The organism is Streptomyces justiciae (assembly GCF_015163075.1).
Lineage (GTDB): Bacteria > Actinomycetota > Actinomycetes > Streptomycetales > Streptomycetaceae > Streptomyces > Streptomyces justiciae.
This window is the reverse complement of the sequence record NZ_JADDXU010000001.1, coordinates 832,441-848,033: the sequence shown is the minus strand read 5'-3', so window position 1 is coordinate 848,033 and position 15,593 is coordinate 832,441. Positions and strand designations below refer to the sequence as shown.

Below are 15,593 nucleotides of genomic sequence, written 5' to 3'. Positions count from 1 at the left end.
TGGTGGGGAGTGGCGGCGGCCCTGTTGGCGAACACCCTGTACAGCATCGGTTTCGTCCTGGAGAAACGGGCGCTCACCTCCTTGCCCGAGGTGTCGATCCGGCAGCCCGCCCGGCTGCTGCGGCTCGTGCTCGGCAGTCCTCTCTGGATCGGTGGGTCGCTCGCGCTGGCCGCCGGGTTCGGGGCGCAGCTCGTGGTGTACCGGACGCTGCCGATCGCCGCCGCGCAGGGCATCTTCGTCTCCGGGCTGGTGCTGCTGGTGCTGCTGTCGGCCCGGCTGCTGGGCGAGGAGACGACCGGGCGGGAGCGGTACGCGCTCGGCGCGATCCTCGGGGCGCTGCTGATGGTGGTGCTGTCGCTGGACGAGAGCGCGGACTCGGTGAGTCAGGCGGCGCCTTATCCGTTGATCCTGCTGGTGTGCGTGCCGTCGCTGGCCGCCGGGGTATGGCTGTACGGGTCGGCGGAGCGCCGCTCCCGGCACCGGCACCGGCTGCCCACGACCGGTGTGGAGTACGGCGTGGCGGTGGGCCTGCTCTACGGGGTGAGCTCGCTGGCCATCAAGGGCGTGTCGACGCGGCTGACCTCAAGTGGGCTCGGGGCGGCGGTCGTTGACGTCCTGCGTTCCCCCTATCCGTATCTCCTGCTGTTCACCGGCGCGTTCGGCCTCGTCATGTCGCAGGCCGCGCTGCAACGGTGCCGTGCCTCGCTGATCGTGCCGGTGTGCACGACAGTGACGTGTCTGTTCACGGCGGTGCTCGGGACGCTGTCGTTCGGCGAGACGCTGCCGCACGACCCGCTGCGGCTCGCCCTGCGCCTCGCGGGCACGGTCCTCGCCGTCGCCGTCCTGCTGTCCATGCCCAAGCACGATCAGCAACCCGCCCCACAACCCCCCATCGGTGCCAAGGAGTTGACACCCCCATGAACCCCGACGACCCGCTGCTGCGGATATTGGCGTGCCCGCTCGACAAAGGTCCGCTGCACCTCGTCCTGCCGGACGGCCCGGCGGCACCGGACGAGGTCCTCTACAACCCGCGGCTGCACCGCCGTTACCCGATCGTGGACGGCATCCCGCAGTTGCTGCCCTCGTCCGGGGAGCAGGTGACGGACGACGAGCACGAGGACCTGCTCAAGCGGATGACCCGGACGACGGGAACGGCGCCATGACGCTGGCCGCGAGGATCGCCCCGCTGCTGCCCGACCGGCTGGTCGCCGCCGTCGCCCGGGCTGTCTATCCGCGCTTCGAGCCGGAGCTCGCGCGGCTGCCCGAGCTGTGCCCGGACGGCTGCGGCACGGCCGTGGACGTCGGCGGCTGGTACGGCCCCTGGACGCGCCGCCTCGCCGGGCGGGCCCGCCGGGTGGTGACCGTGGAGCCGGTGCCGCGGCTGGCCCGGCTGCTCGCCGCGACCGCCCCGCCCAACGTCCGGGTCGTGCAGGCCGCCGCGGCCGAACGCCCCGGCACCGCCCGGCTCTGGCTGCCCCCGGACGACACGGGCGAACGCGGGGTGTCCTCGCTGGTCCGCCGGGACATCCACCAGCGGGCGCTGCCCGTCGGCTGTGTCACCCTCGACGAACTCGGCCTGAAGGACGTCGGGTTCATGAAGGTCGACGTCGACGGCAGCGAGCTGGCGGTGCTGCGCGGCGCGACCGGCATCCTGGCCCGCGACCGCCCGGCGCTCTTCGTCGAGCTGGAGTCCCGCATCCAGCCGATCGGCCCGGTGGTGACGTATCTGGCGCTGCTGGACTACGAGGGCTGGGTGCTGCCGGGCGACACCTGGGTGCCGCTGCGCTCCTTCCCGCTGGAGGCCCACCAGGAGGGCGCCTCGTACGTCGTCTCCCACGGGCTGCTGCGGCGCGTGCTGCCGTTCCGGGGGCCGCGGTACGTCAACTCGGTCCTGTTTCTCCCGGACGGCCGCCGTCCGGCCGGTGCCGTCGGCGACCATGGGACGCATGCCCTCCGCAAAGCCCCCCGCCAGCCCCTTCGGCCCCGCTGACTTCCAGCTGGTCCTGCTGCGCCGCATGGCCGACCACAACCCGGACCTGGTCGAGGACGCCCGCCGGCAACTCGGCGCCTCGCTCGCCGAGATGCGCGAGGCCAACAAGCGTTGGCGGGCGATGCTCCACTCCCCGCGCGCGCGTGCCGCCGCCTCCCGCTACCGCTCGGTCCTCGGCACCCCCGAGTCGGTCCTCACCCGCAAGGTCGGCGACATGGAGTGCGAGGCCTGGCTGTGGCCGCTGCCCCTCTGGCCCGACCTGCGCTTCGAGGTGCTGCTGGCGCCGACCGGGTCGGCGGTGTGGAACGAGTGGCTGGTCCGGGCACCGGGCGCGCCGGCCCCGACCCTGCGCACCCTGGAGGACCTCACCCCCTGGTCGTGCACGGTCGACGAGGCCGCCCGCGCCTTCGCCCCGGCCCGCCCCCTGGAGGGCACCGCCCCGACGAGGTGGGGGCTGGCGTTCACGGCGCCGGACGCGGAGGGCGTACGACGGGAGTGCGCGGCGGAGTTCACCTGGGGGCTGCTGCAACGGCTGGCGGTGCGCTGAGCACCGTACAGACACGGTCACGCGCAACCCTCGTACGGACGTACTCGATCATCCTTGGCCCATGCCCGCTCCTGAACGGACAGGAAAAGCGGACAATGCCGGACATGCGGCAGCCGTCGCTCCACTTCGTCCTACGGTCCGAAGGTGAGTTCCGAGCCGAGGCAGCCCGTGGGAGGCGACCCGATGACCGAGACGACCGAGCACCCGGACCCTCCCGGCCGGACCGTGCCGGTCGAGCGGCTGAAGATGGGCGACCACGCCTGCATGGCGCTGCGCGGGGGCGAGGCGCCGTGGAAGGTCTTCACCGCCTACACCCGCACCAGCCTGGCCCGCAGCGAGAAGGTCCTGCTCGTCATGGACCCGGACGACCTGGCCGACGGCGACGTGGTCTCCCTCCTCGACGACGGCGGCGGCCGGGTCGCCGAGGCGTGGAACAGCGGCCAGCTCTCCCTCAAGCGGAACACCGAGATGTACGTCCCCGACGGCCGCTTCCGCGAGGACCGCACGATCGACCTCTACACCGACGAGGTCAACCGCGCCCAGAGCGAGGGCTGGGCGGGGCTGCGGCTCACCGCGGACATGAGCTGGGCGCCGCGGGTCGGGATCGACCACGACCGGCTGCTGGACTACGAGGCGTCCGTGGCACCGCTGTTCGCCGATCCGCTGTTCACCGCGATCTGCTGGTACGACCGGGAACGCTTCGGCGACCGGCTCCTCGACGACATGGGCAAGGTGCATCCGCTGCGGGTCATGGAGAGCCTCGACGAGCTGGAGGTCACCCGGACCGCGGACGGCGGCCGGATCGCCGGGTCCGCGGGGCTCGACACCCGTACCGAGTTCGTCCGGGCCCTGCGCGAGGCGCTGAGCCGCCGCGACGCCTCCGGACCCGTCCGGCACGTCCTCGACCTGCGGGCCCTGTGCTTCATGGAGGCCCACTGCGCCTGGCAGTTGCTCAGCCTCGCCGGGTCACTGCCGACCGGCAGCGAGGTCACCGTGCGCTGCGGGGAACTGCTCGGGATGGTGCTGCGCCAGCTGGGCGCCGACGAGGTGCCGCAGCTGGTGATCGGCGTGGAGGAGGACGAGGTGACGGTGTGAACGGGGTTTCGGACGGGTGGTGTTGGAGGTGGCGGCGATGCGGTGGTGCACGGTGTGGGGCACGGGGCGGTCGAATTACACGTGGCGGCGGGTGAGTTGGGGTACCAGGTCATGGCGGCGGGGCAGGGTCTGCCTGCGCCGACACTGACCGGGCGGCGCGAAGTCATCTGCGGTTGGACAACGCCGTCAAGGGGCGCGGGGAACTGCGCGACCAGCCACGACGGCGCCGCACTCAGCACTCGGCCGGCCCGTCCCCCCGGCGCGCACTGAACCACGCAGCCACCTGCGACCGGTTGCTGAACCCCAGCTTCACGAGTATCCGCTCGACATGCCCCTCAGCGGTGCGCTGCGCGATGACCAGGGCGTCGGCGATCTGCTTGTTGGTCCGGCCCTGTGTGATCAGCTCCGCGACCTGGGTCTCCCGAGGCGTCAACACGACATCGTCCGGCGTGACTTCGCTCTCCTGCCGGGGAACCTGCCGCGCCGCCTCTCCCAGGGCGTAAGCGACGGCCTCGTCCACCGCCAGCCCGCCGCCGCGCCGATACGCCCGCCCGTACGCCGGATCCCCCAACGCCTCCCGGCCCGGCCGGCAGGGCTCCACCGGATCGCCGCCGATGTCACGCCAGATGCGGTCGACCGCGCCCCGCAGCACCCCCACCCGCTCGGCCGACCCCGCGAGCGCCGACGCCTCGGCCGCGGCGAGCAGGTCCAGGGTGCGGGCGAGGCTCTGGTGCTGCTTGACCGTGTACGGCAGCCGCAAGCACGCGCGTGCCTGCTCGGCGGCGCTGTCGTACTCCCCCAACGCCCAGTGCGCGAGCGCGAGGGTGCGCAACGCCCAGCCCCGCGCCCACTGTTCGCCGTGCGCCTCGCACAGCGCGATCGCCTCCCGGCACAGCGGCACCGCCTGCTCCGGCCGGCCCCGGCTGACCAGGGTGCAGGCCAGTTCGATACGGGTGAGGACGACGAAACTGGCCAGCGTGGCCCGGGACTTGCCCGGGGTGAGCAGCCCGGCCGGGACGGGCGGCGGGGTGGGCACCGGCAGTTCGTCGTCGGCCGCCGCGCGGGGTGCCGCGGTGCCCGCGAGGACGGCGGCGGAGCGGGTGTGCACCAGCGACATGATCGCGCCCGCCCACATGGCCCGGGTCAGCGTGTCGTCCGGCCGCGCCCCGGCGCCCAGCGCCCGGTCCATCCAGTGCCGGCCCTGCCCCCAGATGCCGTCGGCGACCCAGTGGAACCACAGCGACGAGGCGAGCCGCAGCCCGTGCCGGGCCTCGCCCGGGGTGGTGAGGCAGAAGTCCAGGGCGGAGCCGATGCTGTGCCGGTCGGCCTGCAACCGGTCGGTGATCTCCGCCTGGTCGGGCCCGAACCAGCTCCGCTCGTACTCGGCGGCCAGCCGCGCGAAGTGGTCCCGGTGCCGGCGCCGGGTCGCGGTGACCTCGCCGAGCTCCGCCAGCTTCTCCCGCCCGTAGTCGCGCAGGGTCACCAGCAGCCGGTAGCGCACCTGCCCGCACGACTCCTCGCGGACGAGCACCGACTTGTCGACCAGTCCGGCGACGGCGTCGAGGACGTCCGCGGCGTCGATGCCCTCGCCCGCGCACACCGCCTCCGCGGCGGCCAGGTCGAAGCTGCCGACGAACACCGACAGCCACGCCCACACCAACTGCTCCTGCGCAGTGCACAGTTCGTGGCTCCAGTCGACGGCGGAGCGCAGGGTGCGGTGCCGGGGCGCGGAGGCGGGGCTGCCGCCGGTGAGCAACCGGTAGCGGTCGTCGAGCCGTTCGACGAGCCCGTCCACGCCGAGCGAACGCACCCGGACCGCCGCCAGCTCGATGGCGAGCGGCAGTCCGTCGAGGCGGCGGCACAGCCGGGCCACGGCCGCCTGGTTGCCCTCGCCGACGGTGAAGCCGGGGACGACCGCGGCCGCCCGGTCGGCGAACAGCCGGAGCGCCGGGAAGCGTTCGGCGGCCACCGCGCCCGTGGTGACCTCCTCCGGCGCGGGCGCGGACAGCGGCGGCACCTCGAACAGCCGCTCACCGGCCAGTCCGAGCCGGTGCCGACTCGTGGTCAGCACCCGCACCCCCTCGGTCGCGGCCAGCACGGTCGCCGCGAGAACGGCACAACTGCGCAGCAGATGCTCGCAGTTGTCGAGAACGATCAGCACCTGCCGCTCGCGCAGATACTCCACGAGGACGTCCAGCGGCGGCCGTACGCTCTCGTTGCGCACCCCGAGCGCCTCGATCACGGCGTGCGGCACGAACGCCTCGTCCTGCAACGCGGCCAGCGGCACCAGCCACACCCCGTCCGGAAAGACCCGGGCGACCTGCCGCGCCACATGCCCGGCGAGCCGCGTCTTGCCCACCCCGCCCGGCCCGGTCAGCGTCAGCAGCCTGCCCGCCGCCAGCAACCGCCTGACCTCCGCCGCCTCGTCCCGGCGCCCCACGAAGCTCGTCAGCTCCGTGGGAAAGCCGGACGTACGCCGCGCCTCTGATCCGCCCACGACCAGTCACGCCCTCTGTAGTGGTCCCCGCACGTGCTGTTGTCCCCCGCAGGGTAGGCACCTTCCGCCCAGGTGAGGCGCGGTTCGCGGAATTGCCGCCGCTACGGGTGACCAGGGGTTGCGTCCGGCGCCCCGGCCGCCCTCAGCACCGCCTCCACCACCCGCGGCAGCGACTGCGGGTGCAGGAACAGGAAGAGGTTCGGCTCGACGAGCTCCAGCTCCATCACCACCGGCGCCCCGTCGTCCCCGTCCACCAGGTCCACGCGCGCGTACAGCAGCTCCGGAGCGTCCGGTACGGCGGCCAGGGCGCGCTCGGCGACGTCCAGCTCGGCCGGCGTCGCCGTCCACGGCTCCAGGCCCGGGTGGGCGACCTTGTCCGCGTCGAAGGCCGTGCCGGGCGCGAGGACGGCCCGCTTCCGGCTGGCGTGCAGCAGCCGCCCGCCGAAGAACTGCAACGCCCGCTCCCCGCCGGCGTCGATGCCGCGCATGTACGGCTGGATCATCGCGGTGAACCCCTCCGCGTGCATCCGCTCGAGATGCCGTATGGCCGTGTCGTGCTGCTCGGCCGTGTACCGCGCGGCATACCGCGCCCCGGCCCCGGACGTCGGCTTCACGACGTACTCGTGCTCGCCCGGCAGCTCGACGGCGTCACCGGGCGCGAGGTACGAGGTGGGCACGGTCGGCACCCCGGCCGCGGCCAGCTCCCCCAGGTACCGCTTGTCGCTGCTCCAGCGCACGACGTCGGCGGGGTTGGCGAGCCGGGTCACCTTGCCGACCCGCTCGGTCCACGCCGTGAACTCGGCGGCCCGCCAGCTGTAGTCCCAGGTGGACCGGATGAGGACGAGGTCGTAACCGCCCCAGTCGACCTCGGCGTCGTCCCAGAACACGGCCTCCGCGCCGGCCCCGGCGGCCCGCAGCGCGTCCACCAGCACGGGCAGGTCGCGGTCACGGGAGGGCTCGGGCCGGGGGTCGTAGGTGGCGAGGGCGACTCGGGGCACGGGTGGGTCCCTTCAGACGGGGTTTTGCGCAGTCCCGGCAGGCTAACCGGGGGTCCCGCAACCGCGGCAACCCGTTTGACCTTCCCCCATGGTGAAGCCCCAGCATCGGGGACGGGAACCGGAAGGGGAGGTGGTGGCGCGTGCTGACGATCGGTGCCTTCGCGAAGGCGTGCCGGCTGTCGCCCAAGGCCCTGCGGCTGTACGACGAACTGGACCTGCTGCGCCCCGCCCGGGTCGACCCGGACACTGGCTACCGCTACTACGCGGCGGCGCAGCTGGAGCAGGCCCGGCTGGTGGCGTGGCTGCGGCGGATCGGGATGCCGCTGGCCCGCATCCGCGAGGTGTGCGCGCTCACACCCGAGGCCGCCGCCGGGGAGATCCGCGCCTACTGGCAGCAGGTGGAGGCGGAGACGGCCCAGCGCCGGGACCTCGCCGAGTTCCTGATCGACCACCTCACGACGGACGGGCGAAGGGACGAGACCCCCATGCTGGAACTGCGCTACGCCGCCCACTCGGACACCGGCCTCGTCCGCCGCCAGAACCAGGACACGGCCTACGCGGGCACCCGCGTGCTCGCCGTCGCGGACGGCTTCGGGCCCGGGGGCGCGCCGGTGAGCCGGGCGGCCGTGGAAGCGCTGAAGACACTGGAGGCACAGGAGATCCCGGCCGGTGACGTGCTCAACCTCCTTCAGGAGACGGTGCACGGCGCGGGGGACGCCGGCGATGGCGATTCGGGCACCACCCTCACCGCCCTCCTCTGGACCGACTCCCGCCTCGCCCTGGTCCACATCGGCGACTCCCGCGCCTATCTCCTGCGGGACGGCGCCCTGTTCCGCATCACCCACGACCACACCCTCGTCCAGTCCCTGATCGACGAGGGCCGGCTGACCCCGGAGGAGGCCACGTCCCACCCCCGGCGCACGCTCCTCCTCAAGGCCCTCGGCACCGCGGCCCCGGACCTCCGCCTCCATGACACGGCCCCCGGCGACCGCTACCTCCTCTGCTCCGACGGCCTGTCGAGCGTCGTCCCCGACGCCCGCATCCGCACCGCCCTCACCACCGCGGGCACTCCGGAAGAGGCCGTCCACACCCTGATCGGCGCGGCCAACGAGGCGGGCGGCCCGGACAACGTGAGCTGCGTGGTGGCGGACGTGGTGAGGACGGCGGCGCCTTGACCGGTACCGCTGGTCTCCTGCCCGCCTGCTGCTTGCCTGCCTACTGCTCGCCCTCCGGCTCCCAGTCCAGCAGCCGCACCTTCGCCACCGTACGGACATGGCGGCGCATCGCGGCCGCCGCCTGCCCGGGGCGTTGCAGGGCGATCGCGTCGAGGATGGCCTGGTGCTGGGCCAACGAACGGCCGGGGCGGCCGGGTTGGCGCAGCGACTCGGTACGGCTCTCGGCGATCTGGTCGGCGATGGAGCGCATGAACTCCGCGAGGAGGCTGCTGTGCGCGGCCGCGGTGACCGCCGCGTGGAAGAGGCGGTCGCCCTCGATGCCGTGACCGCCGTCCTCGACCTCGCCGGCCATCCGGGCGAGCGCGAGACGCATCGCGGCGAGGTCCTCGTCGGTGCGGCGCTCCGCGGCCAGTTCGGCGAGCTTCGTCTCCAGGGCCTCGCGGGCCTCCAGGACGTCGGGGAGCCTGCGCCGACGCTCGACCAGCTTCTCCACGGGCTCGACGTCGAGGCTGTCCCGGACGAGATACGTGCCGCCGCCGTGCCGCGCCTCGACCAGTCCCTGGACCTCCAGGACGACGATCGCCTGCTTCACCGAGGCCCGGCTGACCCCGAGCCGCTGGGCCAGGTCGCGCTCGGGCGGGAGGCGGTCGCCGGCCCGCAGGCCGGACTCGGCGACGTACTGCCGGAGCCGGTCGAGCACCTGCTCGTAGAGGCGCTGCTTGGTCATGGGCCGCAGGGCGTCGGTCATGAGGTCCCCCTCTCTCGTCGGGAGGCTAACACCGGGTGGGGTGGTGGGCGGGTGGGCTGTGGACGGGGGTCGGGCAGCCCGTGGATGAGTGGCTTAGTGGCAAAGTGGCTGAGCCAATTTTGCCTGAGCTCTTGACGGGCCGCACCGTCGGCACCACGCTAACCAGCCATCCCCCCATACGGCGATGTGGCGGCCAAGTGGCTGAGCCACTCAGCCAATCATCCGCTCCGGGACCCAAAGACGGGAGCCCGTATGTCCCCCGAACTCATCTCGATCCTCGTCCTCGTCGTGGTGTTCGTCATCGCCACCACCCGTTCCGTCAACATGGGCGCGCTGGCCTTCGCCGCCGCGTTCGTGGTCGGTGAACTCGTCGCCGACCTCGACGCGGACGGCATCTTCGCCGGCTTCCCCGGTGACCTGTTCGTCGTGCTCGTCGGCGTCACCTACCTGTTCGCGATCGCGCGCGCCAACGGCACCACCGACTGGCTGGTGCACGCCTCGATCCGGCTCGTGCGGGGGCGGGTGGCGCTGATCCCCTGGGTGATGTTCGCCCTGACCGCCGCGCTCACCGCGATCGGCGCGGTCAGTCCGGCCGCGGTCGCGATCGTCGCGCCGATCGCGCTGAGCTTCGCCGCCCGCTACGGGATCAGCCCGCTGCTGATGGGCGCGATGGTGGTGCACGGCGCGCAGGGCGGCGGCTTCTCGCCGATCAGCATCTACGGCACGATCGTCAACGGCATCGTGGAGCGCGAGAAGCTGCCGGGCAACGAGGTGTTCCTGTTCCTGACGTCACTGGTGGTCAACATCGTGATCGCGGGCGTGGTGTTCGTCCTGTTCGGCGGCACGAAACTGGGCAGGACGGCCACGGCTGACACCCCGCCGGCCACCCCCGCTTCCGGCACCGGCGGCACCGCTACCGGCACCGGCACTGGCACTGGCACCGGCACTGGCACGGGCACGGGCACGGGCACCCTCACCGCCGTAGCGACCGAACCGGACACCATCCGCCTCACCCCCGCCCGTATCGCCACCCTCACCACCCTCGTCGCCCTGGTCGTCGCCGTACTCGTCCTCGATCTCGACGCGGGCCTGACCGCCATCACCCTCGCCGTCGTCCTGAGCACCGTCTGGCCCGACGACAGCCGCAAGGCGGTCGGCCAGATCGCCTGGTCCACGGTCCTGCTGATCTGCGGAGTCCTCACCTACGTCGGCGTCCTGGACGAGATGGGCACCATCACGTGGGCCGGGGAGGGCGTCAGCGGCATCGGCGTGCCGCTGCTGGCCGCGGTCCTGCTCTGCTACATCGGCGCGATCGTCTCGGCGTTCGCCTCCTCCGTGGGGATCATGGGGGCGCTGATCCCGCTCGCGGTGCCGTTCCTGGCGCAGGGCGAGATCGGGGCGGTCGGCATGGTGACGGCGCTGGCGGTGTCGGCGACGGTCGTGGACGTGAGCCCGTTCTCGACGAACGGGGCGCTGGTCCTGGCCGCGGCGCCGGACGTGGACCGTGAGCGTTTCTTCCGGCAGTTGATGATGTACGGAGGGATCGTGGTGGCGGTGGTCCCCGCGGCGGTGTGGCTGGTGATGGTCGTGCCGGGCTGGGGGTAGACCCCGTCGAGCCGATGTGAACACTTGCCTGACCAGCAGCTGACCGACCCTACGAAGGAGCACGCCGCGTGTCCTCGCTCTTCCCCGCCCTGACCGCCGACCGGACCGACGATCCCGCCCTGCGGTTCGGCGACCGTTCCCTGACGTACGGCGAACTCGCCGCCGCCACCGGTGCCCTCGCTGGACGGATCGGCGGGGCGGGCAGAGTGGCGGTGTGGGCGACACCGGCGCTGGAGACCGCGGTGGCGGTGGTGGCGGCGCTGGAGGCCGGTGTCGCCGCCGTACCGCTCAACCCCAAGTCCGGGGAGAAGGAACTCGGGCACATCCTGTCCGACAGCACACCGACCCTGGTCCTGGCGGCGCCCGACGACGAACTCCCGCTCCCCCTGCGGAACTTGGAGCGCCTGGACGTGGAAACACACGCCACCGCACCGCACACCACGACCGCCCTCGACGCCGACGTGTCCGCCGAATCCCCCGCCCTGATCGTCTACACCTCCGGCACCACAGGCCCACCCAAGGGCGCCGTCATCCCCCGCAGGGCCGTCGCGTCGACCCTGGACGCGCTCGCCGACGCCTGGCAGTGGACCGGCGAGGACGTGCTCGTGCACGGGCTGCCGCTGTTCCATGTGCACGGTCTCGTGCTGGGCACCCTGGGCCCGCTGCGGCGCGGCGGTTCGGTGCGCCATCTGGGCCGCTTCTCCACGGAGGGCGTGGCGCGGGAGCTGAACGACGGCGCGACGATGCTGTTCGGGGTGCCGACGATGTACCACCGGATCGCCCAAGCCCTCCCGGACGACCCGGAGTTGGCGAAGGCCTTGGGCCGGGCCCGGCTGCTCGTCTCCGGCTCCGCGGCCCTCCCCGTGCACGACCACGAGCGCATCGCGGCCGCGACGGGCCGCCGGGTGATCGAGCGGTACGGCATGACGGAGACGCTGATGAACACGAGCGTGCGCGCGGACGGGGAGCCGCGCGCGGGCACCGTCGGCGTGCCGCTGCCGGGCGTGGAGCTGCGGCTGGTGGAGGAGGACGGGGCGCCGATCACGTTGTACGACGGCGAGACGGTGGGCGAGATCCAGGTGCGCGGGACGAACCTGTTCACGGAGTATCTCAACCGTCCCGACGCGACGGCCGCCGCGTTCACGGCGGACGGCTGGTTCCGCACCGGCGACATGGCGGTGCGCGATCCCGACGGGTACGTCCGGATCGTCGGCCGCAAGGCCACCGACCTGATCAAGAGCGGGGGTTACAAGATCGGGGCGGGCGAGATCGAGAACGCGCTGCTGGAGCACCCGGGGGTGCGGGAGGCGGCCGTGACGGGTGAGCCGGACGCGGACCTGGGCGAGCGGATCGTCGCCTGGATCGTGCCGGCCGACCCTCAATCACCGCCGGGAGCAGATGAGTTGGCGGACCATGTCGCCCGCCGCCTTGCCCCGCACAAGCGCCCCCGCGTCGTCCATTACCTGGACGCCCTCCCCCGCAACGACATGGGCAAGATCATGAAGCGGGCCCTGAATGGCTGAGCGCCTCTCCGCCCGCGACATCCTCGCCCTCGTCACCGACGACTTCACCTTCACCGAACTCCCCGACCCCAGCGGCGAGTTCCCGCCGGACGGGCCGCTCGGCTGGCAGGGCTACGACGCCTCGCGCGCCCGCGCCGCCGAGCGCACCGGGGAGAAGGAGTCGGTCGTGTGCGGCACCGGGCGGGTCGAGGGCACCCCGGCTGTGCTGATCGCGTTCGAGTTCGGCTTTCTCGGCGGCTCGCTAGGCCTCCGTACCGGAGACCGACTGGAGGCGGCGTACGAGTACGCGCGCGAACACCGGCTGCCGGTCGTCCCGTTGGTCGCGACGGGCGGCAGCCGGATGCAGGAGGGCATGCTCGCGCTCACCCAACTCCAGCGGGTGGCACGCCAGTCGGCGCTCACGCGGGAGGCGGGCCTCGCGCAGATCGCCGTCCTGCGTGACCCGACGACCGGCGGCGGCTGGGCGACCCTCGGCGCCGGTGCCGATGTCACCCTCGCCCTGCCCGGCGCCCAGGTCGGCTTCGCCGGTTCCCGGGTCCGTCCGGCGGACGCGGACCCGGCGGCGTACACGGCGGAGGCGCAGTTCGCGGCGGGGGCGGTCGACGCGGTCGTGCGCCCTGGCGAGCTGCGCGAGGTGCTGGGGCGGTGGCTGCGGCTGCTGACCCGGCCGAGCGGTGATCCGGCCCCGGTGCCGGCCCCGCTCGGCGCGCCGGACCTGCCCGCGACCGGCTGGGACGCGGTGAGCCGGGCCCGCGCCCTGCAACGGCCGCGTGCCGCCGCCTACTTGGACGCCTACTTCACGCACCGGCTGCCGCTCTCCGGCGACCGCTGCGGCGGCGTCGACCCCGGCATGCTCTGCGGTTTCGGCGAGCGGGAGGGCCGTACGGTCGCGTACGCGGCGCAGGACGGGACGGCGACCCGCCCGGCCGGTTACCGCACCGCGACCCGGCTGATCCGGCTGGCGGACCGGCTCGGCATCCCGGTGCTGACGCTGGTGGACACGCCCGGTGCCGCCAATGACGCGGAGGCCGAGCGGCAGGGCGTCGGCGCGGCGATCGCGGACCTGTTCCTGACGGTCACCGCCGCCCGCACCCCGGTCACCACGCTCCTCATCGGCGAGGGCGGCTCGGGCGGCGCACTGGCCCTCGCGTCCCCCGGCAACACCTGGGCCACACCGGACAGTTACTTCTCGGTGATCGCCCCCGAACTCGCCGCGGCGATCCTGAAGCGACCGGCGGCGGAGGTCCGGGCGACCGCAGAACAACTCCGGGTGCGGCCGCAGGACTTGGCGGAACTGGGCGTGATCCGCGAGAACCGGTGATCCCGCGTGCGACCTCGGAGCCCGGCGTGCCGAAACCGGGACAACGCGTGCCGTCGTCCCGGACAATGGGACGGCTCGGTACAGCTCACGACGGGGGCGTCATGGATGGCGTGGTCGAGTTCAAGACCGGTGACGGTGCGGTGGTCGCGGTGGAGGCCGCCGACGACGGGGCGGGGTCGCGCCTGGTCTCGCGGGACGGGACCGTCCAGGCGGCCCGCACGTTCGAGGCCGCGCTCGACGGGGTCCGCTCGGCGGCCGAGGCGGCGCTGCGGGTGTTCCGCGAGGGCGCGCTCCAACCGGACGGTGTGGAGATCGAGTTCGGGGTGAAGCTGGCCGCCGAGACGGGCGCGATCATCGCGAAGGGGACGGCCGAGGGCCATCTCGTCGTCAAGTTGACCTGGTCCCCGTCGAGTTCATGAACGGCGCCGGGTGGCAGGCCCGCATCGAGTGCGCGGGCCAGGTCGCCGGGGCGGGTTTCCTGGTGACCCAGGACCGGGTGCTGACCTGCGCGCACGTGGTCCCGGAGGAGAAGACCCAGGCCGCGGTCACCGTGTCCTTCCCGCAGCTCCCCGGCTCCGCCCCGGTCCCGGCCCGGGTGGTGGCGCGCGGCGCCTGGGGCGGGCACCCCAGCGACCTGGGCGATCTCGCCGTACTGGAGCTGGCGGCGGAGGTGCCGATCACCCCGGCCGCCCTCGCCCCGGCGGACACCGCGCACGGCGACCGCAAGCTCATCGCGTACGGCTTCCCGAGGGGTTACGACGAGGGTCAGCTCGCCGAGTACCGCACCACGGGCCCGGTCCGGGTCGGCGGTGAGTGGATCCAGCTGGAGGCGTGGAGCGGCCACGGGCAGCCGCTGGTCGCGGGGTTCAGCGGGGCGGCCGTGGTGCTGGTGGAGACCGGCGAGGTCGTCGGCATGGTCACGGCGGCGGCCGGCGCCCGGGACATCCGCACCGGCCGGATGCTGCCCACCGACGTGTTCGCCCGCCACTGCGCCGAGTTGGAGGGCCTGGTCCCGCCGGCGGGCCGTCCGCTCGCCGCCCGGCGCCGGTTGAGAGGGCTGGTGGAGAAGGCCGTACGGACCGGACTGGTCTGTGATCCGGTACGGCTGTACGCGGACGCGGCGGGCGACCTGGACCCCGATCCGCCGCCGGGCGGCTTCGACTCCCTGTGGTCGGCGGCCCTGTTCGTGCAGGCCGAGCTCGACGACCCGGACACGGTGACCCGGTTCGCCGACCGGCTGGACGCCCTGCTGCACCCGCCCGCCGCCCCGCCGGGCGGCACGGCCCCGGCCTGGGAGCCGATCCTCGTCGAACTCCGGCACAGCGGAGCGGGCGAGGACCACGTCCAGTTGGAGGTGTCGGTGTACAGCGGGGAACGCCGGCACCCGGTCGCCTCCGACACCGTTCCGCTGGCGGGTCTGTGCGGCTATCTCCAGGACCGGATCGACGCGGCGTTCTGTCATCTCACGCCGGGCGGCGACGAGTTGATCGCCTTCTCGCTGCCGCGGGACTGGCTGGACTGGCCGGTGGACCGCTGGGCGTGCGCGCCCGGCGACGCCCCGCTCGGCTGCGCCTACCCGGTCGTCGTCACCGACCACACCCGCCGCGGCCGCGGCACCCGGCATGTCCTGACCCGCACCTGGAACCGGCTCGGCGCCAGCACCGGCCAGGTCCACCGCGTCACCTGCGACTCCCCGGAGAAGCCGGGCGAACTCCGCGTCGCCCTGCGCAGGAACGGCACCTGCCTGACCGGCTTCGCCGCCGCACCCGACGCCGCGCTCACCCGCGAGCACTTCAAGAACTCCCTGACCGCGCCCGCCCCGGTGATCGTCTGGTCCCGCCGGGGCTGCGGCGGCGCCGGCGGCTGCCGTGACACCTGCCCCGGTACGGCGTTCCTCGACGCGCTCGACACCCACGTACGGCATGTCCCGCCCGCCGAACTCCCGCGCCACGTCCTGGCGTTGCGCGACGAGGCGGACTCCCGGGACGATCACTGGGCGCGGGACATCCAGCTGCTGTGGGACGACCCGCGCTGCTTCAAGGACCGGCACGAGGGCGCGGCCCATGTACACACCCCCGTAGCGTGAGGACTGCT

14 protein-coding genes are annotated in these 15,593 nt (G+C 73.4%); 11 read left to right on the top strand and 3 right to left on the bottom strand.

Going from position 1 to position 15,593, the window contains the following annotated elements; all coding sequences use genetic code 11:
- The first annotated feature begins 9 nt into the window (after window positions 1-9).
- From IQ210_RS03720 to IQ210_RS03700, 5 genes are all read left to right on the top strand, one after another.
- Window positions 10-921, top strand: coding sequence for a DMT family protein (locus IQ210_RS03720; RefSeq protein WP_194077111.1), 912 nt, complete (start codon window positions 10-12; stop codon window positions 919-921).
- Entirely contained in the window at window positions 918-1,163 is a 246-nt protein-coding gene (locus tag IQ210_RS03715; protein ID WP_194076837.1) for a Trm112 family protein, read from the top strand. The genes IQ210_RS03720 and IQ210_RS03715 overlap by 4 nt, the downstream gene beginning before the upstream one ends.
- The gene (locus IQ210_RS03710) at window positions 1,160-1,990 is read left to right on the top strand and encodes an FkbM family methyltransferase (RefSeq protein WP_194076835.1); all 831 of its coding nucleotides are present in this window, start codon (window positions 1,160-1,162) and stop codon (window positions 1,988-1,990) included. Before IQ210_RS03715 ends, IQ210_RS03710 begins: the two co-directional genes overlap by 4 nt.
- On the top strand, window positions 1,938-2,537 hold the full coding sequence (locus IQ210_RS03705; RefSeq protein ID WP_194076833.1) for a hypothetical protein: 600 nt from the start codon (window positions 1,938-1,940) through the stop codon (window positions 2,535-2,537). Before IQ210_RS03710 ends, IQ210_RS03705 begins: the two co-directional genes overlap by 53 nt.
- Window positions 2,538-2,720: 183 nt before the next feature.
- The gene (locus IQ210_RS03700) at window positions 2,721-3,632 is read left to right on the top strand and encodes an MEDS domain-containing protein (RefSeq protein ID WP_194076831.1); all 912 of its coding nucleotides are present in this window, start codon (window positions 2,721-2,723) and stop codon (window positions 3,630-3,632) included.
- Between the two features lie 232 nt (window positions 3,633-3,864).
- Here the strand turns inward: IQ210_RS03700 and IQ210_RS03695 are convergent, their stop codons facing one another.
- Together IQ210_RS03695 and IQ210_RS03690 are read right to left on the bottom strand one after the other, a co-directional pair.
- On the bottom strand, window positions 3,865-6,129 hold the full coding sequence (locus IQ210_RS03695; protein ID WP_194076829.1) for an ATP-binding protein: 2,265 nt from the start codon (window positions 6,127-6,129) through the stop codon (window positions 3,865-3,867).
- Between the two features lie 101 nt (window positions 6,130-6,230).
- A complete protein-coding gene (locus tag IQ210_RS03690; protein ID WP_194076826.1) occupies window positions 6,231-7,127 on the bottom strand; it encodes an ATP-grasp domain-containing protein in 897 nt (298 codons plus the stop codon).
- 140 nt (window positions 7,128-7,267) lie between these two features.
- On the opposite strand from IQ210_RS03690, the gene IQ210_RS03685 reads away from it, so the two are divergent.
- Window positions 7,268-8,302 carry a MerR family transcriptional regulator gene (locus tag IQ210_RS03685; RefSeq protein WP_194076824.1) on the top strand — a complete coding sequence of 345 codons (1,035 nt, stop codon included), beginning with the start codon at window positions 7,268-7,270 and terminating at the stop codon, window positions 8,300-8,302.
- Window positions 8,303-8,342: 40 nt separating this feature from the next.
- On the opposite strand, the gene IQ210_RS03680 is transcribed toward IQ210_RS03685, so the two are convergent.
- The gene (locus IQ210_RS03680) at window positions 8,343-9,050 is read right to left on the bottom strand and encodes a FadR/GntR family transcriptional regulator (protein WP_194076823.1); all 708 of its coding nucleotides are present in this window, start codon (window positions 9,048-9,050) and stop codon (window positions 8,343-8,345) included.
- Between the two features lie 252 nt (window positions 9,051-9,302).
- Here IQ210_RS03680 and IQ210_RS03675 point away from each other — a divergent pair, with 252 nt between their 5' ends.
- From IQ210_RS03675 to IQ210_RS03655, 5 genes are all read left to right on the top strand, one after another.
- On the top strand, window positions 9,303-10,655 hold the full coding sequence (locus IQ210_RS03675; protein ID WP_194076822.1) for an SLC13 family permease: 1,353 nt from the start codon (window positions 9,303-9,305) through the stop codon (window positions 10,653-10,655).
- Window positions 10,656-10,723: 68 nt separating this feature from the next.
- Window positions 10,724-12,178 (top strand): acyl-CoA synthetase, encoded by a 1,455-nt coding sequence (locus IQ210_RS03670; protein ID WP_194076821.1) that lies wholly within the window; start codon window positions 10,724-10,726, stop codon window positions 12,176-12,178.
- Window positions 12,171-13,499 carry a carboxyl transferase domain-containing protein gene (locus tag IQ210_RS03665; protein ID WP_194076820.1) on the top strand — a complete coding sequence of 443 codons (1,329 nt, stop codon included), beginning with the start codon at window positions 12,171-12,173 and terminating at the stop codon, window positions 13,497-13,499. The genes IQ210_RS03670 and IQ210_RS03665 overlap by 8 nt, the downstream gene beginning before the upstream one ends.
- A 101-nt stretch (window positions 13,500-13,600) precedes the next feature.
- Window positions 13,601-13,918, top strand: a complete 318-nt coding sequence (locus IQ210_RS03660; RefSeq protein WP_194076819.1) for a CU044_2847 family protein — start codon at window positions 13,601-13,603, stop codon at window positions 13,916-13,918.
- Window positions 13,915-15,585, top strand: a complete 1,671-nt coding sequence (locus IQ210_RS03655; protein ID WP_194076817.1) for a VMAP-C domain-containing protein — start codon at window positions 13,915-13,917, stop codon at window positions 15,583-15,585. Before IQ210_RS03660 ends, IQ210_RS03655 begins: the two co-directional genes overlap by 4 nt.
- The last annotated feature ends 8 nt before the right edge of the window (window positions 15,586-15,593 follow it).